Source organism: Sphingomonas sp. AC522 (assembly GCF_979258125.1).
Genome location: NZ_OZ409836.1, coordinates 2,362,572 through 2,386,377, shown reverse-complemented (window position 1 = coordinate 2,386,377; position 23,806 = coordinate 2,362,572). Strand labels below are relative to the sequence as shown.

General features: G+C 64.5%; 24 protein-coding genes. 11 read left to right on the top strand and 13 right to left on the bottom strand.

Going from position 1 to position 23,806, the window contains the following annotated elements:
- Nucleotides 1-2: 2 nt before the first annotated feature.
- From ACZZZM_RS11865 to ACZZZM_RS11855, 3 genes are all read right to left on the bottom strand, one after another.
- Nucleotides 3-1,304, bottom strand: a complete 1,302-nt coding sequence (locus ACZZZM_RS11865) for a sensor histidine kinase (protein ID WP_463595303.1) — start codon at nucleotides 1,302-1,304, stop codon at nucleotides 3-5.
- Between the two features lie 70 nt (nucleotides 1,305-1,374).
- Complete coding sequence (locus ACZZZM_RS11860; protein ID WP_463595302.1) at nucleotides 1,375-1,587, bottom strand: hypothetical protein; 213 nt, start codon at nucleotides 1,585-1,587, stop codon at nucleotides 1,375-1,377.
- 64 nt (nucleotides 1,588-1,651) lie between these two features.
- Nucleotides 1,652-2,899 (bottom strand): N-succinylarginine dihydrolase, encoded by a 1,248-nt coding sequence (locus ACZZZM_RS11855; RefSeq protein WP_463595301.1) that lies wholly within the window; start codon nucleotides 2,897-2,899, stop codon nucleotides 1,652-1,654.
- Between the two features lie 113 nt (nucleotides 2,900-3,012).
- Here ACZZZM_RS11855 and ACZZZM_RS11850 point away from each other — a divergent pair, with 113 nt between their 5' ends.
- Complete coding sequence (locus ACZZZM_RS11850; protein ID WP_463595300.1) at nucleotides 3,013-3,330, top strand: DMT family transporter; 318 nt, start codon at nucleotides 3,013-3,015, stop codon at nucleotides 3,328-3,330.
- 80 nt (nucleotides 3,331-3,410) lie between these two features.
- Here the strand turns inward: ACZZZM_RS11850 and ACZZZM_RS11845 are convergent, their stop codons facing one another.
- The 4 genes from ACZZZM_RS11845 to ACZZZM_RS11830 form a co-directional block, all read right to left on the bottom strand.
- Complete coding sequence (locus ACZZZM_RS11845; RefSeq protein ID WP_463595299.1) at nucleotides 3,411-4,424, bottom strand: arginine N-succinyltransferase; 1,014 nt, start codon at nucleotides 4,422-4,424, stop codon at nucleotides 3,411-3,413.
- Nucleotides 4,421-5,629: a hydrolase gene (locus ACZZZM_RS11840; RefSeq protein WP_463595298.1), complete on the bottom strand. Its 1,209-nt coding sequence runs from the start codon at nucleotides 5,627-5,629 to the stop codon at nucleotides 4,421-4,423. The genes ACZZZM_RS11845 and ACZZZM_RS11840 overlap by 4 nt, the downstream gene beginning before the upstream one ends.
- 66 nt (nucleotides 5,630-5,695) lie before the next feature.
- Complete coding sequence (locus tag ACZZZM_RS11835) at nucleotides 5,696-6,601, bottom strand: DUF481 domain-containing protein (protein WP_463595297.1); 906 nt, start codon at nucleotides 6,599-6,601, stop codon at nucleotides 5,696-5,698.
- Nucleotides 6,602-6,642: 41 nt separating this feature from the next.
- Nucleotides 6,643-7,119: an RNA pyrophosphohydrolase gene (locus tag ACZZZM_RS11830; protein ID WP_463595296.1), complete on the bottom strand. Its 477-nt coding sequence runs from the start codon at nucleotides 7,117-7,119 to the stop codon at nucleotides 6,643-6,645.
- A 117-nt stretch (nucleotides 7,120-7,236) separates the two neighbouring features.
- On the opposite strand from ACZZZM_RS11830, the gene ACZZZM_RS11825 reads away from it, so the two are divergent.
- From ACZZZM_RS11825 to ACZZZM_RS11805, 5 genes are all read left to right on the top strand, one after another.
- On the top strand, nucleotides 7,237-8,139 hold the full coding sequence (locus ACZZZM_RS11825) for a histone deacetylase family protein (RefSeq protein WP_463595295.1): 903 nt from the start codon (nucleotides 7,237-7,239) through the stop codon (nucleotides 8,137-8,139).
- Nucleotides 8,140-8,244: 105 nt separating this feature from the next.
- Nucleotides 8,245-10,227 carry a 2-oxoacid:acceptor oxidoreductase subunit alpha gene (locus ACZZZM_RS11820; RefSeq protein WP_463595294.1) on the top strand — a complete coding sequence of 661 codons (1,983 nt, stop codon included), beginning with the start codon at nucleotides 8,245-8,247 and terminating at the stop codon, nucleotides 10,225-10,227.
- 11 nt (nucleotides 10,228-10,238) lie between these two features.
- Complete coding sequence (locus ACZZZM_RS11815) at nucleotides 10,239-11,273, top strand: 2-oxoacid:ferredoxin oxidoreductase subunit beta (protein WP_463595293.1); 1,035 nt, start codon at nucleotides 10,239-10,241, stop codon at nucleotides 11,271-11,273.
- A 56-nt stretch (nucleotides 11,274-11,329) separates the two neighbouring features.
- The gene (locus ACZZZM_RS11810) at nucleotides 11,330-12,553 is read left to right on the top strand and encodes a class I SAM-dependent methyltransferase (protein WP_463595292.1); all 1,224 of its coding nucleotides are present in this window, start codon (nucleotides 11,330-11,332) and stop codon (nucleotides 12,551-12,553) included.
- Nucleotides 12,553-13,728 (top strand): serine hydrolase domain-containing protein, encoded by a 1,176-nt coding sequence (locus tag ACZZZM_RS11805; protein WP_463595291.1) that lies wholly within the window; start codon nucleotides 12,553-12,555, stop codon nucleotides 13,726-13,728. The genes ACZZZM_RS11810 and ACZZZM_RS11805 overlap by 1 nt, the downstream gene beginning before the upstream one ends.
- A gap of 40 nt (nucleotides 13,729-13,768) precedes the next feature.
- On the opposite strand, the gene ACZZZM_RS11800 is transcribed toward ACZZZM_RS11805, so the two are convergent.
- Together ACZZZM_RS11800 and purF are read right to left on the bottom strand one after the other, a co-directional pair.
- Entirely contained in the window at nucleotides 13,769-14,476 is a 708-nt protein-coding gene (locus ACZZZM_RS11800) for an SDR family NAD(P)-dependent oxidoreductase (RefSeq protein WP_463595290.1), read from the bottom strand.
- Between the two features lie 17 nt (nucleotides 14,477-14,493).
- Nucleotides 14,494-15,951 carry an amidophosphoribosyltransferase gene (gene purF / locus ACZZZM_RS11795; RefSeq protein WP_463595289.1) on the bottom strand — a complete coding sequence of 486 codons (1,458 nt, stop codon included), beginning with the start codon at nucleotides 15,949-15,951 and terminating at the stop codon, nucleotides 14,494-14,496.
- 128 nt (nucleotides 15,952-16,079) lie between these two features.
- Here purF and ACZZZM_RS11790 point away from each other — a divergent pair, with 128 nt between their 5' ends.
- The 5 genes from ACZZZM_RS11790 (at nucleotide 16,080) to ACZZZM_RS11770 (ending at nucleotide 19,649) form a co-directional block, all read left to right on the top strand.
- Nucleotides 16,080-16,319 (top strand): DUF7218 family protein, encoded by a 240-nt coding sequence (locus tag ACZZZM_RS11790; protein ID WP_463595288.1) that lies wholly within the window; start codon nucleotides 16,080-16,082, stop codon nucleotides 16,317-16,319.
- A gap of 115 nt (nucleotides 16,320-16,434) precedes the next feature.
- Nucleotides 16,435-16,794 (top strand): phosphoribosyl-AMP cyclohydrolase, encoded by a 360-nt coding sequence (gene hisI, locus ACZZZM_RS11785; protein WP_463595287.1) that lies wholly within the window; start codon nucleotides 16,435-16,437, stop codon nucleotides 16,792-16,794.
- Between the two features lie 121 nt (nucleotides 16,795-16,915).
- Nucleotides 16,916-17,383 carry a hypothetical protein gene (locus tag ACZZZM_RS11780; RefSeq protein ID WP_463595286.1) on the top strand — a complete coding sequence of 156 codons (468 nt, stop codon included), beginning with the start codon at nucleotides 16,916-16,918 and terminating at the stop codon, nucleotides 17,381-17,383.
- Nucleotides 17,384-17,414: 31 nt separating this feature from the next.
- Complete coding sequence (locus tag ACZZZM_RS11775) at nucleotides 17,415-17,834, top strand: MerR family transcriptional regulator (RefSeq protein WP_463595285.1); 420 nt, start codon at nucleotides 17,415-17,417, stop codon at nucleotides 17,832-17,834.
- A 12-nt stretch (nucleotides 17,835-17,846) separates the two neighbouring features.
- The gene (locus tag ACZZZM_RS11770) at nucleotides 17,847-19,649 is read left to right on the top strand and encodes an acyl-CoA dehydrogenase C-terminal domain-containing protein (RefSeq protein ID WP_463595284.1); all 1,803 of its coding nucleotides are present in this window, start codon (nucleotides 17,847-17,849) and stop codon (nucleotides 19,647-19,649) included.
- A gap of 25 nt (nucleotides 19,650-19,674) precedes the next feature.
- Here the strand turns inward: ACZZZM_RS11770 and ACZZZM_RS11765 are convergent, their stop codons facing one another.
- The 4 genes from ACZZZM_RS11765 to ACZZZM_RS11750 all read right to left on the bottom strand — a co-directional run bounded on the left by ACZZZM_RS11765 (nucleotide 19,675) and on the right by ACZZZM_RS11750 (nucleotide 23,806).
- A complete protein-coding gene (locus ACZZZM_RS11765; RefSeq protein WP_463595283.1) occupies nucleotides 19,675-21,054 on the bottom strand; it encodes a cell wall hydrolase in 1,380 nt (459 codons plus the stop codon).
- Between the two features lie 97 nt (nucleotides 21,055-21,151).
- Entirely contained in the window at nucleotides 21,152-21,403 is a 252-nt protein-coding gene (locus ACZZZM_RS11760; protein WP_463595282.1) for a hypothetical protein, read from the bottom strand.
- A gap of 166 nt (nucleotides 21,404-21,569) precedes the next feature.
- A complete protein-coding gene (cysK, locus tag ACZZZM_RS11755) occupies nucleotides 21,570-22,490 on the bottom strand; it encodes a cysteine synthase A (protein WP_463595281.1) in 921 nt (306 codons plus the stop codon).
- On the bottom strand, nucleotides 22,487-23,806 hold the full coding sequence (locus ACZZZM_RS11750; RefSeq protein ID WP_463595280.1) for an MFS transporter: 1,320 nt from the start codon (nucleotides 23,804-23,806) through the stop codon (nucleotides 22,487-22,489). Before ACZZZM_RS11750 ends, cysK begins: the two co-directional genes overlap by 4 nt.

Here is a 23,806-nt window from a genome sequence, read left to right as displayed (position 1 = left end):
AATTACGCCGTGGGTGGGCTTGCGGGCAGGATAACCGTCACGCGCAGCCCGCCGATCGGCGAGCGGCTGGCTTCGATGCGACCGTGATGCGCCTCTACGATGGCGCGGGCCGTAGCGAGGCCGAGCCCCGAGGCGGCCGAATCCTCGGCCCGGTCCGAACTGCGATAAAAGGGCTCGAACAGGCTCTGCGCGAGCATCACGTCGATTCCGGGCGCGTTGTCGTCGATGATCAGCCGCCAGGCGTCGCGCGAGCTTTCGAGGCCGAGGACGATACGGCCGTTTTGCGGCGTGTAGCGCAGCGAATTGTCGATCAGCGCGCCGAACAATTGCTCGATGCGGGCGCCATCCCATTTCACCAGGATCGTATATTCGGGGAGCGTGCTGGTCTCGAGCCGCACATTCTGTCCCTCGGCGCGCTTCTTGTGGGTCCAGATCGCATTGTGAATCAGTGCGCGCGGATCGACTTGTTCGAAGGTCACGGGCAGCCGCCCGAGATCGGCGAGCGCGATCGCGTTGAGATCCTCCGCCATGTGGATGAGGCGGTGGGTGTCCTCCTCGATTCCCGCAAGCAGTTCGGGTGCAAGCGGCGGCTCAGCCTTGCACAGCGCAATGAAATGCTCGCCCATATTCTCCGCAGGGCGTTTGAGCTCGTCGGAGATCGAGACCAGCCAGGTACGGCGCGCTGTTTCGAGCCGGCTGAACTGGCTGGCAATGCGGCGCAAATTGCGCATTGTCGCCACCGTTTCGGGCGGGCCTTCCTCTTCAAAATCGATCTCATGATTGCCGTGCACGACTTCGCGGCTGAGGCGGTACAGGTCGAGCTGCGGCTTGGACCAGCGGCGGGCGAAGACATAGGCGGCGACCAGCATGGCGGCGAACAGCGCCAGCACGATAACGCCGATGCCGATATATTGCGTCGCCAGATAGCGGCGGTCGGCGGCGTTCAGCGAGGCGGGCGTGACCAAGCGCGCCAGGGCGACGGTGCGACCCCCGACCTGAACCGGCCGCTCGACGATCGGCGCGAGGCCGGGACCCGCGATGAGCTTGCCTTCGGGGGTGACGAGCGAAACGCGGCCGCCGAGCCGGCTGGGATCGAGGCTTTTGAGGAGTTCATCGAGCGGGCGGCCCGCAGCCGCGGCCTGGCCGGCGGCAAGCGCGAAGCCTTCGAGCCGGTCGCGGTCGCGCGCCTCGACCTGAAACGCGCTGGTCTGGTGCAGGAACAGCACGAGCGCGCCGCCAGGCACTACCGAGACGAGCAGCGCCTGGGCAGCGAGGGTCGAGAAAATTCCGGGAAATAGGCGCAAAATCTATCCTTCCACGCCCACTGGGCCGGCCCTGTGGCTAGCGCCCGCGCCAGACCTGCACAATTGCATATCAATCGAGGACATCGAACGAGTTCAGAATCTTGCCGCCCGCCATGAACACGGCGATCGGGCATAGCGCGAAGAAGACCCAGCCGAGTGCGCCGGGATAGAGCTTCATATAATGCACGCCGCGCTCGGTGGCGCCGGTCGCGAGGCCATAGATGATGAGATAGGCCTCGAACTTGGTCTTGATGGTGAAAAGGCGGCCGAGGCGTGCGAGCATGACCGATATTAAGCAAGCGCCGAGCCAATCGCGGAAACGCGCGACTTCGGGTTAAAAGATATGGTTACCTGTCAATTAATTCGACAATTTCCAGCGCTTCGAGAAGCGCGTGGCGGGCAGCTGCGATACGCGAGACGAGGGCAGGATCGGCGATCTGGTCCTGCCCAATAGTCTCGGGCCAATATGCTTCGATCACCTCCGCAATGAGATCGAGCTTGGCGGCATCGACGAGGAAACGAGGATCGATCATGGCAGGATCGGCGACGACGCGGAGGCGCAGGCAGGCGGGGCCGCCGCCATTGGCCATGGACTGGCGGACATCGACGACTTCGAGACGGCGGATCGGGCCGTTGCCGGCGACATGCGCCTGCAGCCAGTTCCATACGCTGGGTGTTTCGCGCGCCTCGGCGGGGAGGATCAGCGCCATCTCGCCCGAGGGCAAAGTGACGAGCTGAGCGTTGAACAGGTAGGAGCGGATCGCGTCTTCGAGGCTGACTTGTGCGGCTGGAACTTCGACGATCTCGACTTCGGGCAGGGCTGCGCGAAGATCGGCGTAGAAAGCGTGCTTGTCGGCGAAGGCCTGTTCGTGCGCGAAAAGAACGCGGGCATTGGCTACCGCGACAACGTCATTGTGAAAGGCGCCCGCCGCAATCGCTTCCTCCGACTGGCGAACGAACAGCGCATGGCGGACGCCGTGGCTGCGGGCGACGGCCTGACTCGCTTCGGGATGTTGGCGCGCGGGGAAAGGGCCGCCGGCCTGGCCATAGACGAAGACTTCGACCCCCGGCGCATCGTGCGATGCCGCCAGGCGCATGTGATTCGCCGCGCCCTCGTCGCCGAACGGGGCGGGGACGGGGCCGTGCACCGCGAAGGTGCGGTTCGCGAAGGCGAGGCGGAGCTGCGCGAGCGTCTCGGGCCATTCGTGGCTGCGGTGCGGCATCGTCACGAGGTTGGCGACGGTCAGGTGGCAGCGGCCATCCTGCGTATCCGCTGCGGGCGAGACCGTCGCGGCGTTGGCGGCCCACATCGGGGAAGCGGACAGTGCCTGCGCTTGAAGGTGCTGGGGTGCGGCGTCGTAGGTAGTGGAAAGGCTCGCCAGCCAGCGATGATCGGGCCGCGCATGGGGCAGGAGGATGCCCTGCCTCAGCCCCAGCGCGATATTGGCGCGCATCTTGGCCACGCCCTCGAGCGCTGCGGCGCGAGGCTGGGACACGAGTCCGCGGTTTTTCGTTGCGGCGAGGTTGCCGTGGCTGAGGCCGGCATAATTGTGGCTGGGGCCGATAATGCCGTCGAAGTTGATTTCGGTTTGCATGGCTTCGCTTGAAACAGGGACCGCGCATGGCTAGCTGAAAGCCGAGGCCACGTCCTCCCCCTTCATGGGTATCAAGTCCGGGACGGCCCGGCCCTTTTGCAAAGGAGGGCTGCATGGCCTGGATATTGTTGTTCGTCGCCGGTCTCCTCGAGATCGTCTGGGCTTATTTCATGAAGCAGTCGCACGGGTTCACCAGGCTGTGGCCGACGATTGCGACCTTTGCCTTCATGTTCGGCAGTTTCGGGCTGTTGTCGATCTCGATGAAGACGCTGCCGCTGGGCACCGCCTACATGATCTGGACCGGGATCGGCGCGGTGGGGGCGTTTGTGGTCGGGGTTGTCGTGCTGGGGGAAGCGGCTGGGGCGCTGCGGATATTGGCGGCGATGATGATCGTCGGCGGGCTTGCGCTGATGAAGGCGGCTACGCCGTAAGGCCTACGCCAGGGTAATGCAGCGAAACCCTGCTTGTCTCTGGGTCCCCGCGTTCGCGGGGATGACGTGAGGGGAGTTGCTTAAAGCCGAGGCACGTGGAGCAGTGTGTCGCCGGTCGTCACGCCGAGCAGCTTTGCGCAATCGGGGTCCAGCGCGACTCCGCCTTCGCTTGGGGCGACGCGGCCATAAGCGGCGCGGAAGTTTGCCAGCTGGCCCGCCGAGGCCAGCACCGACTCGCCGCCGCCGGCAATCGTCACCACTGGGGACATGAGTGAGTCGCGGATCGCCTTCACATTGTCGGTGCGGGCGGTCATCGTCGGGCCGCCATCGAAGATGTCGACATAGTTTTCGAAGGCGAAACCCTCATTTTCAAGCATCCGCATCGCGGCGCGCCCCGAGGGATGAGGCATGCCGATCACGGCGCGCGCGCTGTCCTGGAGCATAGCGGTGTAGATCGGATGCTTGGGCATCATATCGGCGATGAACTGCGTGCCGTGGATCGCGTTGAAACTGTCGGCTTCCTGGAAACTCATCCCGAAGAAGCGTCCCGCCACACCGTCCCAGAAGGGCGATCCGCCAGCCTCATCGATCACCCCGCGCAGTTCCGCCAGCACGCGATCCGCGAAGCGCGCGCGGTGCTGCTTGATGAAGAGATAGCGGCTGCGCGCGAGCAGCATGCCGAGGCCGCCGGCACGTTCGCCGGGATGCAGGAACAGCCCGCCGACTTCGGAGCAGCCGACCAGATCGTTGGTGAGGTTGAGCAGCTCGGACTGGAAGGTGCGGCCAAGCTCCTGGCTGTGCTTGGAATCGATGCCGATCCGGTAGCTGTAGAAAGGCCATTTCTGCCCCACCGCGGTAAAAATCTGGCAGGTGCCGCGAACGTCGCCGGTTTCGGTGTTTTCGAGGACGAGCAGGAAGAGTTCGTCGACGGGCATGTCATCGGTGCGATCGAACGCCTCATGGCTGCGCGCGAGCTTGGCGCGGAGCACGTCTTTCTCGGGCTGGAGATTGGTGAATCCGCCGCCGGTGAGCTTGGCCATCTCGTACAGCGCCTGCAGATCATTGTCGCGCGCGGCGCGGATCACGAAGCTCATGCGAAGCCCTTTTCGGCGAGTCGGAGGATGGTGACGGCGGAAAGCGCCGCGCGCTCGGCCAGGCTTTCGGGGATGAGGAATTCGTCCGCGCTGTGGATCAGCCCGCCGCGGACGCCCATCGTATCGACCACGGGCACTCCGCATGCGGCAATGTTGTTGCCGTCGCAAACGCCGCCCGTGGCTTTCCAGGCGACGGGGATACCGAGGTCGGTGCCGGCCTGTTTGACGAGATGGAACAGCTTTTCCGCGCCGGGATCGAGCGGCTTGGGCGGGCGATTGAAGCTGCCATGGACTTCGACCTGGACTTCGTGGGTCGCGGAGACCTGCGCAGCCGCGGCGTCGAGCGCGGCCTGGGCGCGGGCGATGGCCTGGGCATCGCGCGGGCGGAAATTGACACGAAGGATGGCGAGATCGGGGACGACGTTGTTGGGGCCGCCGCCATCGATCCGGGCGGGGTTTACCGCCAGCATCGGCTCGCGCGCGGCGGCGAGCTTGAGCGCGAGATCGGCGGCGGCGACCAGCGCATTGCGGCCATCCTCGGGATTGCGGCCGGCATGGGCGGGCTTGCCGCGCACGACGAGTGAGAAATTTCCGGTGCCGCCGCGAGCGCCCGCCAGGGTGCCATCGGGGAGCGCGGGCTCATAGGTCAGCGCCGCGAGCTTGCCGCGCGCCGCACCCGCGATCAGCGCAGCGGAGGAGAGCGAGCCGGTTTCCTCGTCGGAATTGATCAGGACTTCATAGCCGAGTTGCGCCGCTAGCGGGCTGGCCTCGACGGCTTCGAGCGCCGCGAGCATCAGCGCCAGCCCGCCCTTCATGTCCGCCGCGCCGGGCGCATTGAGGTGGCCGCTGTCCAGCCATTGCCCGGTCTGGAATGGATGGTCGGCGGGGAACACGGTGTCCATGTGCCCGGTGAAGAGCAGTTGGACGGGGGCATTTGGGCGAACCGCGAGATGCAAGTGCCGACCATGCTCGATTTCCTGGACGCGGCCGTCGGCACTGACGGTCTCGACAGGGGCCGGCTCGACCAGCGCGATATGCCCGGGAAGCGGAGAAAAGGCGGTGGCGAGCAGATCCGCCATCGTCTCGAGCCCGGCAAGGTTGCGCGTGCCGCTGTTGACGGCTGCCCATTGCTCGGTCCGCGCCAGCATCGGCGAGGCTGAGGCATGGGCGATCGCGGCCTGCTCGATTGACGAAAGCTCGTTCATTCGTGCGGGAGTAGCGCGGAAATCCGTGCGATCCCACCCCCGCGCCGTTGCGCGCCCCATAGCCGGCTAGAAATCGAGAACGAGCGCCGCGCGGCTGGTGGTGTCGGTGGTCTTGCGGCTCGCGGGCGGCATGCTTTCATATTGAAGCGTGTAGCTGAGTTGCGCCGAAAGCGGCCCGATCAGCCGCGCAAGCAACGCCGATTTGCTCGACACGGTCGAGTTGGCGTCCTGCAGATAGGCCGAGGCGTTCTGCCGCACCGTAATCCCGCGCGAGAGCTTCCAATCGAAATCGATCGAGCCGCGCGCCGCGACGTTGCTTTCGGTGGCATCGGTGATCAGGCGCGTCGAGCGGAATGCCGGGCCGAGCTCGAGATCGAGCTTGAGGTCCGGCCGCTTGATTGCGCTGTACCCCGCGCCGGCCGAGACAGAGATACGATCGGTGAAGCCCGAAAAGCGATCGCTCTCATATTGGCTCGCGCCATAGACATAGGCGCGATCGCCGAGCTTCCAATTGGGCTCATAAGCGGCGAGATAGCGCTCGCGCGTCACCACGCCCAGGCTCTCTTGATAATCGGCCTGGAGGATCAGCTTGTGGCGCCAATCGATCCCTTCGCGCTTGATCTCGACCTGGGCTGTGAGGCCGACATTCTCGGTGTTGCCCGACTGAACATAGCCGCCGAGTTCGGCGCGCGCCTTCATCAGATCGAAGAAATCGGCTTCGCGCAGCTTGCGCTGGGCCGTCTCGCGACGGTCCTGGCTCCAGCGCGACGCCATCTTGATGACGATCTCGGCGCTCTCGGGCGAGGCTGCCTTGGCGTATTTGACGATCGTCGCGACATCGCCTTCGCTGCCCGAATCCATCGCGGCATCGAGCATCGCCTTGATCGGGGGCGGGATCGTGTCCGGGTCCTGGGCAGCCCATAGGGACTGCGGGGCAAGGAACAGCGGCGCGGCGAGCAGCAGATAGCGCATGCAGGTTCCGATAGCGTTGTCAGACGGCAAGAAAAGGGCAGTCAGCCAAGATGTGCGGCAAAGACGGTCAGCAACTGGCGATAGAGGTCGCGCTTGAAGGGCACGATTAGCTCGGGGAGGTCGGACGGTGCGGCCCAGCGCCATGCCCGGAACTCGGGTTCGGCGGTGGCGATGTCGACGTCTTTGTCTTCACCGAGAAAGCGGAAGAGGAACCAGCGCTGGCGTTGCCCGCGCCATTTGCCTTGCCAGACCGTAGCGATCAAATCGTCGGGCAAATCGTAGAGCAATTCCTCGGGCGCCGAGGCGACGAGCTCGACCAGCTCGCGCTTGACGCCGGTTTCCTCCCAAAGTTCGCGATAAGCGGCTTCGAGCGAATCCTCGCCCGGATCAATCCCGCCTTGCGGCATCTGCCAGGCCTCGAGAATATTATCGAGGCGCTGGCCGACAAAGACCTGCCCGTCGCGGTTGATCAGCATCACGCCGGCGCAGGGGCGATAGGGGAGGGAGGCGGTGTTCATTCGCCTGGGCTTAGCTTCATCGCCTTCCCCGCGAAAGCGGGGATCCCGCTTCTGCGCGAAGTGAAAGAAGTAGGCCCCCCGCTTTCGCGGGGGTGACGAATGTGGCTAGTTGCCCCAGTGCCCATCCACATCGTCCATCACCCAGCCTATGTCGCGCCCGCGCCCCGGCGCAGCCAATATCAGTGGAACAAGAACGGTCTTGTCCGGGACTTGCTGCGCGATCTTGGCGACTTGTTGGACTGGCATGAACCGGAGCGAACGCCGCGCGAGTGGCTCGAAGCTGCGCATGATGCCGATTATGTCGCCGAAGTTCTGGAAGCGCGCGTGCCTGCGCATAAGGAGCGTCGCATCGGTTTTCCCGTCACGCCAGAGGTGGCCCTGCGCGCGCAATATGTGCCTGGTGGGACCCATCTGGCCGCGTTGCTCGCGATCGAGCATGGCTATGCGGCGAACACCGCGGGGGGCAGCCACCACGCGCTGCATGACACGGGAGCGGGGTTCTGCGTTTTCAACGATCTTGCAATCGCTGCCCTCCGGCTGGTGGAGGACGGCACCGCCAGCCGCGTGCTGATCGTCGATTGCGACGTGCATCAGGGTGACGGCACTGCGGCGCTGACCGCGGGAAGGCCGGAGATCGCGACCTATTCGATCCATGCCGAGAAGAACTTCCCGGTCCGCAAGGCGCGCTCGACGCTGGATGTGCCGCTTGCCGATGGCACGGGCGATGCTGAATATCTGGAGACCTTGGTGGGCACGCTCACGCCGCTGATCGACGGCTTCTCGCCGGATCTGGTGCTCTATCAGGCTGGCGTCGATCCGCTTGCGGGGGACAGGTTGGGCCGGTTGGGGCTGAGTTATGAAGGGCTCATTGCCCGCGACCGCTGGATCAGCGAGACTTTCGCCGGGCGCGGCATCCCGTTCGCGAGCGCACTTGGCGGCGGATATGGCGAGGATGCGCTCGAAGTCTCACGCCGTCATGTCGCCTCGATCCTGGCGTTGGGACAGGGTGCGCAAGCGTAACGACAAAGCAGCCTTTGCAGGAGCGCGGGGATTTTCTACCTTGGGCTTGGCGCATGTGGGGCGTAGAGCGCTGGCAACGACATAAAACCGCAGGAACATCCGGCCATGGCTACTGCCGCGCACCAGTTGACGCCCGAAGAAGCGTCGGCGCACCCCCCTTCAGAAGCGATCGTCGTGCGTTTCGCCGGCGATTCCGGCGATGGCATGCAGCTGACCGGAGGCCAGTTCACGCTGTCGACGGCGCTGGCCGGCAATGATCTAGCGACCTTCCCCGATTTCCCCGCCGAAATCCGGGCGCCGCAGGGTACGCTGTTTGGCGTCTCGGCCTTCCAGATCAATTTCGGCTCGACTTCGATCGAGACTGCGGGCGATCAGCCGGACGTGCTCGTCGCGATGAACCCGGCAGCGCTCAAGACCAACGTCGACGCGTTGAAGCCCGGCGGACTGATCATCGCCGACGAGGGCGAGTTCGGCCAGCGCAACCTGGACAAAGCGAAATATGCGGCCAACCCGCTCGAGGACGATTCGCTGGGCAAGTGGCAACTGCTCAAGCTCAACATCTCGCAGCTGACGGTGGATGCGGTGAAGCCCTTTGGGCTGAGCAACAAGGATTCGCTGCGCTGCAAGAACATGTGGACGCTGGGGCTGGCGTTGTGGATGTTCGATCGCGACCGCGAGCCGCTGATCGAGTGGCTCAAGACCAAGTTTGCCAAGGCGCCGCAGCTGGCCGAGGCCAATATCGCCGCGCTCAATGCCGGCCATGCTTATGGCGAGACCGCCGAATTGGGCGCGATGGGAATTTCGCAGCGCAATGTTGCTGCGGCGCCCGCCGAGCCGGGGCTTTACCGCACCGTGACCGGGGCCGACGCGATTTCGCTGGGGCTGGTTGCGGGCACGCAGCTGGCTAGCCTGCCGATGTTCTTCGGCGGCTACCCGATCACGCCTGCCTCGGCGATCCTCCACGCTCTGTCGCGCTACAAGGAATATGGCGTCACGACTTTCCAGGCCGAGGACGAGATCGCCGCGATCGCGTCTGCGCTGGGCGCGAGCTACGCGGGCTCGCTGGGCGTCACTTCGTCCTCGGGACCAGGTATCGCGCTCAAGGGTGAGGCGATGGGCCTCGCGATCATGACCGAGCTGCCGCTGATCATCATCAATTCGCAGCGCGGCGGCCCTTCGACCGGCCTGCCGACCAAGACCGAGCAATCGGATCTCTATCAGGCGGTGTATGGCCGCAACGGCGACGCGCCGATGCCGGTGATCGCGGCGAGATCGGCCGCCGACTGCTTCGATGTTGCGATCGAGGCGGTGCGTATTGCGGTACAGTATATGACGCCGGTGATGATCCTGACCGACGGCTATATCGCCAATGCCGCCGAGCCCTGGAAAGTGCCCGACATGAGCACCTACGCGCCCTTCCCGGTGACGCATCACACCGAGCTGCCGGCCGAGGGCGAGAAATTCCTGCCTTATGCACGTGACGAGAAACTCAAGCGCCCCTGGGTCAAGCCGGGCACGCCGGGGCTGCTGCACCGCATCGGCGGCATCGAGAAGGCGGTGAACACCGGCAATCTCGATTACTCGCCCGCCAACCACCAGGCGATGACCGATATCCGGCGCGACAAGGTGTTGGGGATCGATATTCCGGATCAGGAAGTCGAGTGCGGGCAGGTGGGCGGCAAGCTCGTCGTGGTCGGCTGGGGATCGACCTATGGCCCGATCGCCACCGCAGTACGCCGCGCGCGGGCCAAAGGCGTGGACGTCAGCCATGTCCACATCCGCCACATCTGGCCGATGCCGAGGAATTTGGGCGATCTGCTGCGGAGTTACGAGCACATCCTCGTGCCCGAAATGAACACTGGGCAGCTCAAGACGCTGCTCCGCGATCAGTTCCTCGTGAACGCCGTGCCGCTCAACAAGGTGTCGGGCCAGCCCTTCACGATCGGCGAGATCGAAGGCGCGATCACTCGCCATTTGAGCAGCGACAGGGCCGAAGAGCTACCTGCCGATAGCACGCAGCTGCCAGTGTCAGCGTCCGGCCATGACGATGGCTCGCTGCACGGCAAGACCTCGCCGCAGTCCGCATAAGGCAAGAAGACATGAACGAACTCACCACCATCAAGCCCAGCACGCCCAAGGATTGGGAGACCGATCAGGAAGTCCGCTGGTGCCCCGGCTGTGGCGACTATGCGATCCTCAAGGCCGTGCAGCGCACGATGCCGGAGATCGGCGCGACGCCGGAGAACACCGTGTTCGTCAGCGGCATCGGCTGCTCGTCGCGCTTCCCTTATTACATGGAGACCTATGGCTTCCACACCATCCATGGCCGCGCGCCGGCGGTGGCGACGGGCGTCAAGCTCGCCAATCCGGATCTCGACGTGTGGATCATCACTGGCGACGGCGACGCGCTGTCGATCGGCGGGAACCACACAATGCACCTGTTGCGGCGGAATCTGAACTGCCAGGTGCTACTGTTCAACAACGAGATCTACGGGCTGACCAAGGGGCAATATTCGCCGACCTCGCGCGAAGGCACGCGTTCGCCGTCGACGCCGTTCGGGTCGGTCGATCATCCAGCCAAGCCTTGCGCCTTCGCGCTCGGCAGCGGGGGGCGGTTCGTTGCGCGGGGGATCGACGTGCACAAGAATTTGCCGTTGGTGCTCAAGGCGGCGCACGCGCATCAGGGCGCGGCGTTCGTCGAGATCTTCCAGAACTGCATCGTCTATAATGACGAAGTGTTCGAGCCTTTCACTGCGAAGCCCAATGCCCAGGCGAACCAGATGTGGTGCACCGATGGCGAGCCGCTGCTGTTCGCGGGCGGGACCAGGGGGCTTTCGCTCGATGTCGAGAATTTGACCCTCAAGGTGGTCGATGTCGTCGACGGCGATTGGCAGACGGCGGGCGTGATCGTTCACAATGTTCGCAATCGCGCCGTGGCACACATGCTGGTCGAGATGCCGTTCGGGCCGTTCCCGATGGCGCTGGGCGTGCTTTATGATGATCCCGCACCGACCTTCGAAAGCGCCGTCGTTGCGCAGAACAAGGCGGCGGCGGAGGGCAAGGTCGCCGACCTGCAGAAGCTGGTTGCAAAGGGCCAGACCTGGATGGTGGACAAGGAGCCGCACGCGATTTGAGCTTGGGACGCTAGAATCGCTTGCCCAAGCCGCCGCGGCGTGCATGTAAAACAGCTATGCATGCGCCGTTTTCGGGGGAGAGAGGCACTGCGGTCCGCGAGCGCGGGCCGTTGCCGATGCTCGCGCCGTTCGTTCTGCGGCTGATCGAGCGGATCGATAGCGGAATCGCCGAGGGCAGCATCGATCTGACCCTGCCCGATGGCGCGCGCCGGAGGATCGGGGGGCGGGCGCCCGGGCCGGATGCGGTGGTCGATCTGCGGAGCTGGCGTGCCTTGGTGCGGCTTGCCCTCAGTGGCTCGGGCGGATGGTATGAGGCGTGGGCTGCGGGGGAGTGGGCGAGCCCCGATCCGGTGCAGGTGTTCGCCGTGTTCAGCCTCAACCGGGTGGCGCTCGCGCGGCCGGGCAGGGCGACGGGCCCCTGGAAGGTGGCTCGGCGCATTGGCCATTGGCTGCGTCGCAACAGCCGCGCCGGATCGCGCAAGAACATCAATTTCCATTACGATCTGGGCAACGACTTCTACACGCAGTGGCTCGATGCCGGCATGACCTATTCGAGCGCATTGTTCGGCCAACCCGATCAGTCGCTCGAAGATGCCCAGGCCGCCAAGATCGACGCGATGCTCGATCGCACCGCGACGTCAGCGGGGGACACGATCCTCGAGATTGGCTGCGGGTGGGGATCGTTTGCGGAGGCCGCGCTGGCGGTTGGGCGCCAGGTTCACGGCATCACGCTTTCGACCGAGCAGCTCGCTTATGCCCGCGCGCGCAACCCAGCGGGCGAATTCAGCCTGACCGATTATCGCGACGTTACGGGTCGCTACGACGCCGTGGTAAGCATCGAGATGGCCGAAGCCGTAGGCCGCGAATATTGGCCGGCCTATATCTCGGCGATCGCCAAGGCGCTCAAGCCGGGAGGCCGCGCGGCGCTGCAGATCATCATTTTCGACGATGCCCTGTTCGAAGGCTATGCCGCGAATGTCGATTTCATCCAGACCTACGTGTTTCCGGGCGGGCTGCTGATCTCGGAAAGCGCCTTTCGCACACTCGCCGCAGCGAACGGCCTGGCGTGGCAGGACCAGCTCAATTTCGGCGCGAGCTATGCCGAGACGTGCCGGCGCTGGCGCGAGAATTTCGATGTGGCCGCGGCTGCAGGCTCGCTGCCGAAGCAATTCGATGCGCGCTTCGTGGATTTGTGGCGCTATTATTTGATGTATTGCGAAGGCGGATTCAGAGGCGGCGGGATCGACGTCGTCCAGGTCACGCTTCTGAAGGAGGGATGATGCTGAAGACCTGGATGGTGCCGCTGGCCTTGCTGGCAAGCGGGCCTGTTTATGCGCAGGCCGTGGTTTCGCCGGACGTGAAGGCAAACCCGCAGGACAATGCCGGGCTGCGAAAGGTCGGCGCCGAGGTGCTGTTCTGGAGCCAGGCCCAGCGCGACGCCAATTTCCCACATATGGAGAAGATCTTTCCGGGCCATATCGCCAAAGCGGGCAGGAAGGTGCGTGCTCTGCCCGCGGGTAAGCCACTGGCGATCGCGAGCGCGGACCTTGATGCGTTTATAGCCGAGCAGAATATCGGCGGACTGATCGTGCTCAAGGACGGCAAGATGGTGCTTGAGCGCTATGCGCGTGGCTATGGACAGCAGGGGCGCTGGACGAGCTTTTCGGTAGCGAAGTCGTTCACGTCGACGCTGGTCGGCGCGGCAATCAGGGACGGCTTCATCAAGTCGGTTGACGAGCCGGTGACCAAATATATCCCGGAGCTAGCCGGTAGCGGCTATGACGGGGTTAGCATCGCGCAATTGCTGACGATGACCTCGGGCGTGAAATGGAACGAGGATTATACCGACATCAAGTCTGACGTGGCGCGGATGTTCATCGAGCCGGTGCCGGCGGGGGAGGATCCGACGGTATATTATATGAAGAAGCTGCCGCGCGAATTCGAACCGGGCAAGAAGTGGGTCTACAAGACCGGCGAGACCAATTTGATCGGCGTGCTGGTGATGCGTGCGACCAGGAAGCCGCTTGCGACCTATCTGAGCGAAAAGATCTGGTCGAAGGGTATGGAGCAGGACGCCTTCTGGATGACCGATCCGAGCGGCAACGAAGTCAGCGGCTGCTGCCTTTCGGTTTCGCTGCGGGATTATGCACGACTGGGGCAGCTGGCGCTCGAAGGGGGGAAGGGCGTGGTCCCTGCGAACTGGTTCGCCGAATCGACGCGGAACCATGCCGATGTCGGCCCGGCTGGCTCGGGCTACGGCTATGGCTATCAATGGTGGACCTATCCCCAGGGGCGATTTGGGGCGCAGGGGATTTTCGGGCAGACGATCCGGATCGATCCGAAGACGCGAGTGGTGATCGCGATTTCGGCGGCGGCGCCCAAGGCGACCGACCAGGCCTATGGCAAGGCGCGGACAGCGTTTCTGGAGAAGTTGTTCGCGGCTGCCGCGAAGTAAAAGCCGTCATCGCCGCGTTCGCGGGGGCGATGGAATGGGATTACTCCACCCGCTCGCGGTGCCCGGTCTCGAACCCGGCGGTCATCAGCGCGGCAATCCGCTCGGCGACCACTTCGGGCGCCTTCACGGTCTCGGGATTCTCGCCCGGGAAAGCGCGTGCACGCATCTTGGTGCGGGTGGCACCGGGATCGACTAGCGCGGTGCGGATCGCCGAGATGTGGCGCACTTCTTCGCCATAGCTGAGCAGCAGATTCTCGAACGCCGCCTTGGATGCGCCATAGCTGCCCCAATATGCGCGCGGGATGCGGCCGACGCTGGAAGTCAGCCCGATCACCCGCCCGCTCGAAGCCTTCCGCAGCAGCGGATCGAACGCAGCGAGGAGCGCCGCCTGTGCAGTGACGTTAAGCGTCAGGACCTTGGCGAATTCCTTGAAATCGATGGCGCCGGTCGCGCTGAGCGAGCCCAGGGTCGCGGCGTTGAGCACCAGCATGTCGAGCGCGTCCCAGCGCTCGCTCACTGCGCCGGCGAGTTGGGCGATACTCTCATTCTCGGTCAAATCCATCGGAGCGATGGTCGCAGTTCCGCCCGCGGCGTCGATCGCTTCCTCGATCTGCTCGAGCCCGCCTGCGGTCCGCGCGGTGAGGATCACGTGCGCGCCGGCCTTGCCCAGTGCCAGAGCCGTGGCCGCGCCGATTCCGCGGCTGGCGCCGGTTACGAGCGCAATCTTGTCGGCAAGGGGCTTGGTCACGCGAATCTCCGGAAAGGTCAGCCGACCCGTTCCTCCAGAAGCGCGAACTGGTCAACCGGCTGCAGCTCGTCCTGATCCGTGAGGGTGGTCGGATAGTCGCCGGTGAAGCACGCGTCGCAATAGCGCGGATGGATGTCTGCGCGCCGCGCCTCGCCCAACGCCTTATACAGCCCGTCGATGGTGATGAAGGCGAGACTGTCGGCGTGGATGAAGTCGGTCATCCCACCGACATCGAGCTTCGCGGCGAGCAACTTGGTCCGCTCGGGCGTGTCGACGCCGTAGAAGCAGCTATGCCGGGTGGGGGGCGATGCGATGCGCATATGCACCTCGGCGGCGCCGGCCTCGCGCATCATCTGGACGATCTTGAGACTGGTGGTGCCGCGGACGATCGAATCATCGACCAGGACGACGCGCTTGCCCTTGATCAGTTCGCGATTGGCGTTGTGCTTGAGCTTGACGCCGAGATGCCGGACCTTGTCGCCCGGCTGGATGAAGGTGCGGCCGACATAATGCGAGCGGATGATGCCGAGCTCAAACGGGATTCCGCTTTCCTGCGCATAGCCGATCGCTGCGGGCGTGCCCGAATCGGGAACGGGGACGATGAGATCGGCCTCGACCGGCGATTCGATCGCAAGCTGGGCGCCGATCGCCTTGCGCACTGAATAGACCGAGCGATCTTCGGCAATCGAATCGGGGCGCGAGAAATAGACATATTCGAAGATGCACGGCCGCGGCGATTGCGGCGCGAACGGCTTGTGCGACGAGATTTCGGTGCCCTGGACGATCACCAGCTCGCCCGGTTCGACATCGCGGACATATTCCGCCCCGACCACGTCGAGCGCCACCGTCTCGGACGCGAAGATCACGGCGTCGTCGAGCTTGCCCATCACCAGCGGGCGGATGCCCAGCGGATCGCGGCAGGCGATCATGCCCTCCGGCGTCATTACGACCAGCGAGTAGGCCCCCTCGACCTGCTTCAGCGCATCGATGAACCGGTCCATCAGCGTGCGATATTGCGAGGTCGCGACCAAATGGATGATCACTTCGGTGTCGCTAGTCGACTGGAAAATCGCGCCGCGGCGGACGAGATCGCGCCGTAGCCGCATCGCGTTCGAGATGTTGCCGTTATGCGCTACCGCGAAGCCGCCCGAAGCAAGCTCGGCATAAAGCGGTTGGACGTTGCGGATCGCCGAACCGCCGGTGGTGGCATAGCGCACATGGCCGCAGGCGACGCTGCCTCCCAACGAACGGATCACGTCGTCGCGGTCGAAATTGCCCGCGACATGCCCCATTGCGCGATGGGTGTGGAACTGGTGGCCGTCGAAGCTGGTGATGCCCGCGGCCTCCTGACCGCGGTGCTGCAAGGCATGGAGGCCCAGGGCCACGAGCGCGGCCGCGCCCTCCATACCGGATACGCCAAACACGCCACACTCTTCGTGCAGCTTGTCGTCTTCAAATGGATGTGTGGTCAGCATCGTCCCTCAAAGGGTTCGGTGTCGTCGGGAGGCCTATAGGCGACCAATCCGGCTTTGTCGCCCGTTCGTCACAAAGAAATGAACCGCGCGGCTTTCTGCCGGTTTTTCAGGGCATAAGGAGATGAAATATGCCCAGTCCCCAGATCAAGAATGAGAAGCTCTACGACAAATTGCGCGAAGATGGCGCCTCCAAGGAGAAGGCGGCGAGAATCTCGAATGCCAAGGAAGCGGGTACGCTCGATCACAAGGGCACGCGGCTCGAGGACCGTTCAAAGGACGAACTTTACGACGAGGCCAAGGAGATCGGTATCGAGGGCCGCTCGGGGATGAGCAAGGACGAACTGGTGAAGGCGATTCGGGCTCATTGACGCTCAGGCCCTTTCGTCGCTCCCGCGAAAGCGGGGACCCTGAATCGCAAATGATGGGCTGCTTGGCTCTGGGTCCCCGCTTTCGCGGGGATGACGAAGGGGGTAGGGTCGGGCCGTGACTGATGATCGCGACACGAGCCTGGCGCTCGACCCGAAATATGATGCCGCCGGACTGATCACTGCGGTCGCCACCGATATGGCCGGCGCGCTGCTGATGGTCGCGCATATGAATGCCGAGGCACTGGCAGCGACGCTGGAGAGCGGCGATGCGGTGTTCTGGTCGCGTAGCCGCGAGCGGCTATGGAAGAAGGGTGAGACCTCCGGGCATGTCCTCAAGGTGCGCGAGGTGCGGATCGATTGCGACCAGGATGCCTTGTGGCTCAAATGCGAGCCGCGGGGTCCGGCATGCCATACGGGGGAGCGCAGCTGTTTCTACCGCGTGGTCGAAGCTGGACGGTTGGTGCGCGACGCATGAGCCGGTCCACTGCGCCTCTTCGTCATTCCCGCGAAAGCGGGAACCCATGAGCGCCACGCGACGGTCTATGAATCCGGGTCCCCGCTTTCGTGGGGATGACGGTTGGTGGGTAGCGCCCTTCTTGCTCCTTGCAGCCTGTTCGGGGCCGGGCTCCGAAAAAGCCGAAGCGCCGCAGGACCTGGAGAAAGCCGCGATCGAGCGGGGATTGGTACGCAATCCCGGCGATACCGAAATCGCCGGCCTGTACGCGCGCGATACCGACCGCGTCTGCATCGTGCCTACGACGATCGGCTACAAGATCGGTGCGTTCGTCGATTATGGCGACGGGATCACGTGCAGCGGGACTGGCACGGCGAGCCGGGTGGGGGAGACTCTGCACATCGAACTGGGCGAGGGCGGAGAGTGCGGTTTCGACGCCAAGTTCAACGGTGAGAAGATAGTTCTTCCGGGCGCGTTGCCGGAGGGCTGCAGCAAGCTGTGCAACCGTCGCGCCTCCTATGCGGGGCTGGAAGTGTCGCGGTTGAGTGAGTCTGCCGCCGAGGCCGCGGCGATGCGCGACGCGAACGGCAAGCGGCTTTGCGGAGGTTGACGTTCACGTAAAGGTAAGGCATATTCCTGCCATGCCCGCCGCCGCTTCCTTCATCGAGGCCCTGGCCCCGATCGAGCCGCGTACCGACCGCGACTCCTTTTCGATCTCCGATCTTTGCGCGGAATTTGCCGTTACGCCGCGCGCTTTGCGCTTCTATGAGGATGAGGGGCTGATCGGGCCCGAGCGCCGCGGCACCCAGCGCGTCTATTCGCATCGCGATCGCGCCCGCCTGGCCTGGATCCTGCGCGGAAAGCGCGTCGGCTTCAGCCTGGGCGAGATCAAGGAAATGATCGATCTCTACGATGTGGGCGACGGCCGCAGCACGCAAAAGCAGGTTACGCTTTCGCGCTGCGAGGATCGCATCCGGCTGCTCGATGAACAGAAACGTGACATCGACGAGCACATCGCCGAACTCCAGCAATTCATAAGCCTGCTCAAAAGCGGCAACTGAAGAGGATCTGAAATGCCCCAATACACGCCGCCCGTGCGCGATACGCGCTTCATCCTTGATTCGGTGATCGGGCTAGATCGCTATGCAGGCCTGCCCGGCTTCCAGAATGCAACGCCCGACATGGTCGAGGCGGTGCTCGAGCAGGGCGGGCAATTCGTCGCCGAAGTGTTGTTTCCCCTCAACCATTCGGGTGATCAGCAGGGCTGCACGCGCCACGAGGACGGCAGCGTGACCACCCCCGACGGTTACAAGGAAGCCTATGCCGCCTTCGTCGAGAGCGGCTGGGGAACGCTGAGCGCCCCCGAGGAATTCGGCGGGCAGGGGATGCCGCACGTCATCTCGACTGCGTTTCAAGAATATATGATCTCGTCGAACATGGCCTTCGCCATGTATCCGGGGCTCACGCACGGCGCGATCGCCTCGCTGCTGGTCAAGGGCAGCCCCGAGCAGCAGGCGAAATACGTTCCCAAGATGGTGTCGGGGGAATGGGGCGGCACGATGAACCTCACCGAGCCGCAATGCGGCACCGATCTCGGTCTGATCCGCACCCGCGCCGAGCCTAATGCCGATGGCTCCTATTCGATCACCGGCACCAAGATTTTCATCTCGTCGGGCGAGCACGACCTGACCAGCAACATCATCCATTTGGTGCTCGCCAAGACGCCGGGCGCGCCGGAGAGCAGCAAGGGCATATCGCTGTTTGTGGTGCCCAAGTTCCTGGTCGAGGACGACGGTTCGCTGGGCGAGCGCAATCCCGTCACCTGCGGCTCGATCGAGCACAAGATGGGCATCCATTCGAATTCGACCTGCGTGATGAACTATGACGGTGCCAAGGGCTGGCTGGTCGGCGACGAGATGAAGGGTCTCGCCGCGATGTTCATCATGATGAACGCGGCGCGGCTTGGCGTGGGCCTGCAAGGGCTCGGCGTCGGCGAAGTCGCGTTGCAAAATGCTGTGCAATATGCCGGCGACCGCCGCCAGGGCCGCGCGCTGACCGGCCCGGCTGAGCCGGGCGAGAAGGCCGACACGCTGTTTGTCCATCCCGACGTCCGCCGCATGCTGATGGAAGGCAAGGCGCTAACCGAGGGCCTGCGCGCCTTGTGCCTGTGGGCCGCGCTTCAGGTCGATCTCGAACATGCCGCCGAAACCGAGGAGGAGCGCCAGCTTGCCGGCGATCTGGTCGGTCTGCTGACACCGGTTATCAAGGGCGTCGGCACGGATATCGGCTACCGCGTCGCGACCGATAGCCAGCAGGTTTATGGCGGGCATGGGTACATCGCCGAATGGGGCATGGAGCAATATGTCCGCGATGCGCGCATCTCGATGATCTATGAAGGCACCAACGGCGTGCAGGCGATGGACCTGGTCGGGCGCAAGCTGGCGCAGAATGGCGGCCGCGCGGTGCAGGCGCTGTTCCGCGTGGTGGGCGACGAGCTGGCGACGGCGAAAGGCGACGAGAAACTCAAGGAGTTCGCCGAAGGCCTCGAGAAGGCGCTCGGCCATCTTCAGGGTGCGACAATGTGGCTCGCGACCAATGGCTTCAAGAACCCCAACCATGTCGGCGCAGGGGCTTACCCCTATATGCAGCTAACCGGGACGGTCGCGCTTGGCCTGATGTGGCTGCGCATGGCCACTGCGGCATCCGCCAAGCTGGCAGAGGGCGCAGAAAATGCCAAATTCTATGAGGCGAAGCTGGTGACGGCGCGCTTCTATGCCGAGCGCTTCTTCCCCGAGGCCGGCGCGCTACGCCGCAAGATCGAGGCGGGCAGCGATACGGTGATGGCGCTCGACCCGGAGATGTTCCGGGCGGCGTAGGCCCCTCTTCCGATGGAGCGGGAATTTAGCGTGCTTGTGCGGTGGGCGTCGGGCTTGGCTTCACCACTGGTAGCGTCAGCGTCGCCTGCGGTTTGCCCGCAGCAGGGGCGGGGTCCTTGCGGCGGACGCCGGTGAGCGGCGTGGGCAGTTTGGCGTCGACCGCCGGTGCCACGACCGGCGGCGTGACCGGCGGCTGGGCGCGCATGCATTGGACGGGGCTGGGGCGGCGGAACTGCGCGCAATTCCACAGCGCCTTGGCAAAGCCCTGGGTCTGATCGCGCAAATAGCTGAACGACATGGCCGAGACTTGCGCGCTGGTCAGCGGCAATTTCGACGGCGTCTGCCGAGCGTCGGCCCAGGCCATGAACTTGCAATAATGCCGCTCGCCGCAGGTGCGGATCGCGAGCGCCGCGAAAGCGTCGGCGCTCATGCCCTTGGGCAGGGTCAGCATGAAATTATTGCCCTCGGCGCTCCCGCCGCTTTCGACCGTCATGGCGGGAGGGACCGCGCTCGCAGGGATGGTCGCGGGATCCACGATCAGGCCGTCCGAACCGGCCGGCACATCGGTCGGCAGCGGGGCATTGGGGTCGCCATAATGCGCCGCGGAAAGCCGTGACATCTTGGGGACGTTAGGCTCGGCACCGGCATAGCCGCGGTTGAATGCCGGCGGCGTGCCCCACCAACCGGTCCAGCGGAAAAACAGATGCGTATGCACCTCGGTGATCTTCTCGAGGCTGGCGCTCCAATAGGGCACGACCCAATCGGTATGATAATGCGTGGCGTGGCCGACGGGCGCATAGACAGAGCCGTTGAGCGCCAGACGGGCCACGTCACGGGCGCGCTGCCAGGCGGCGGGGCGGGGCGCCCAGCGCACCATCGAGCCATCGCAGGTGAACGAAAATTGGCAGCCGGTGGAGCGCTCCTGCCCCTGGAACACCACACCGCAAATCGATTTGGGAAAGGCCGGGTGGCGGGCGCGGTTGATGACAACCTGCGCCACTGCGCGCTGGCCGACGGCATCGTCGCCGGCTTCGTAGAATACTGCGGCGGCGAGGCAATCGACGGCGCGGACGACGCTCTCAGTCGAGCCTGAGATCCGGAACGCGCGTGCAGCAGGATTTGGCAGCGTCGAGAACGGGATCAATGCGTTAATCGACTTGGCGTCTTCCGGAGCGACTTCCTGTAGCTTGACCGGCTCCACGGGTGGCAGTTCGGCCTTGGGCACCACTCGGTTAGAAATGACGACATGCGGGCGCTTGTGCATTACTATGCGCGGCGTGGTGGCGACGAGCAGGATCGGCACCGCAATCGCGACGAGCGCGACGAGGCCGAGGATCAGCTGAAGCGGGAATGGGACGCGCGGCGAAGGCACATCGGCGGCGGACAAGGACAGAAGCGGCTCCATGGGCAGGGACGCGGCCCATAACGCACAACTTCACGGTTAGGAACCATTTCGCAGCCGAAACGCCGCGGATCAAGCGCGGCTCATCCCGGTTGCGCGCTTACTCCGGCCAGAAACCGGTGGCTTCGCACATGTCCCAATGGTCCGCTGCGCCGAGCTTGCAGGCGGCGCTTTCCGCGCCGTTGGTGCACAACTTCACTTCGCGTTGGAAACGCTTGTAGCAGCTTTCGGGCTTGATCGCGGCAACGGCCACCGGCGCGGGCGCCGCCGCCGCTTCCGGGATCACATGAACCTCGGGCACGGCGGCGACCGCCGCAGTGACCGCGGCGCGCGCCTCGGTGGCGCTGGGCATGGTCGCGCTCTTGCCCCCAAAAGCATATGGCCACGCCAAAAAGATCGCCAGCATGCAGCTGACGCAGATCATTGCGTTACGCACGTGAGTGTTTCCCCCCGGAAAGCCCGCGTTTATCCCCGATTGATCGACATTAATGTAAATCAAACATCAATGTCGAGTCGGTTCAGCTCTCCGGAAGGAAGTCAGGAACGCTCAAATAGCGCTCACCTGTATCATAATTGAACCCTAGCACGCGGCTGCCGGCGGGAAGCTCAGCTAGCTTCTGGCGAATCGCGGCAAGAGTCGCGCCCGACGAGATGCCGACGAGCATGCCTTCCTCGCGGGCGGAGCGGCGCGCCATATCCTTGGCATCGCCGGCATCGACCTTGATCACGCCATCGATCGCGTCAGTATGGAGATTGCGCGGCACGAAGCCGGCACCGATGCCCTGGATCGGGTGCGGACCCGGCTGGCCGCCGGAGATAACCGGCGAAAGCTCGGGCTCGACGGCATAGACTTTGAGGCTCGGCCAGCTCTTCTTGAGCGTCTCGGCGACGCCGGTGATGTGGCCGCCTGTGCCGACGCCGGTGACAATCACGTCCGGCGGCGTGTCGCCGAAATCGTTGAGGATTTCCTGGGCGGTGGTGCGGACGTGCACCTCGATATTCGCGGCATTCTCAAACTGCTGGGGCATCCAGGCCCCTGGAGTTGTCTCCACGATTTCCATGGCCCGCTCGATCGAGCCCTTCATGCCTTTCTCGCGCGGAGTGAGATCGAAGGTCGCGCCGTATGCCAGCATGAGCCGGCGGCGCTCGATCGACATGCTCTCGGGCATCACCAGCACGATCTTGTAGCCCTTGACCGCAGCGACCATCGCCAGGCCGACGCCGGTGTTACCGCTGGTCGGCTCGACGATCGTGCCGCCGGGCTGGAGATCGCCCGAAGCCTCTGCCGCCTCGACCATCGCCAGCGCGATGCGATCCTTGATCGATCCGCCGGGGTTCGAGCGCTCGGACTTGATCCACACTTCGGCGTCCGGGAACAGCCGGCTTACGCGGATGTGCGGCGTGTTGCCGATCGTGTCCAGGATCGAATTGGCCTTCATGTCGTCATCTCCTTGGGAGGTATTTCAAGATTGGCCGGAGGATCGAAGGTTCGCGCCCGCCTCAGTTCGGGAAATATGCGCGCCCAGAGCAAAGTTACAAGGATCGCGCCGATCCCGCCGCCGACCACCGCGGCGACCGGACCTATCGCTGCGGCGAGAAAGCCGGATTCGGCCTCGCCGAGTTCGTTCGATCCGGAAATGAACAGCGTCGACACCGCGCCGACACGCCCCCGCATTTCATCCGGCGTGTAGAGCTGGATTAGGGACTGGCGGACATAGACCGAGACCATGTCGGCGGCGCCGAGCACGAACAATGCGCCGAGCGCGAGCAGCACTGCAGGCGCCAGATCATGGCCGATCGCGCTGGGCCCGAATATCCCCACCAGCAGCGGGGCGCTGAGGCCGAATATCGCAGTGGCGACGCCGAAGACAGCGACGGCGGCGAGCATCTTGACGCCGACATTGGTCTTGAGCGGCCGCCAGGCGAAGAAGACCGCGATCGCTACCGCGCCGAGCGCCGGAGCAGCACGCAGATGGCCGAGACCCTCCGAGCCGACCTGGAGGATATCGCGGGCATAGACCGGCAGCATCGCCGTCGCGCCGCCGAGCAGAACTGCGAACAAATCGAGCGAGATCGCACCGAGCACCAGCCGATTGCGGCGGACATAATGCAGGCCGTCGATCATCTGGGTCCAGGGGCTTCCCGCCCGCTTTGCCGGGATGGGCACGGGGCCGATCAGGCACAGCATCAGCAAGGCGAGCAGGAACAGCCCGCCCGACACCGCATAAGGCAACCAATCGGCGCCAGCGTAAAGGTAACCGCCCATCGCCGGCCCGACGACGCTGCCCATTTGCCAGGATAGCGCGCTAAGTGCGATCGCCGTGGGCAGGATCGCAGGCGGCACCAGATTGGGGGCGAGCGCGCCGAGTGCCGGCCCGGCAAAGGCGCGCGCGACGCCGAGCAACGCTGCGATTCCGAACAGAGCGGGCAGGGTGATCGTGCCGGTATAGGTGAGCGCGCACAGGCTGAGCGCGCAGAACGCCTCGAGCGCGACTGCACCGCGGGCGATCCAGCGGCGATCGACACGATCGGCGACCCAGCCCGCGAAGAGCGAGAGGGCGAGGAGGGGGAGGAACTGGGCGACGCCAATCAGCCCAAGCTGGAACGCGGCTTCTTTCACGCTCATCGTCTGGCGGGCGATGTCGTAGACCTGCCAGCCGATGACGATCACCATCGCCATCTGCCCCAGCGTCGTCGAAAGCCTTGCCAGCCAGTAAAAGCGGAAGTTCGCGACGGCGAAGGGATGTCGAGGCAT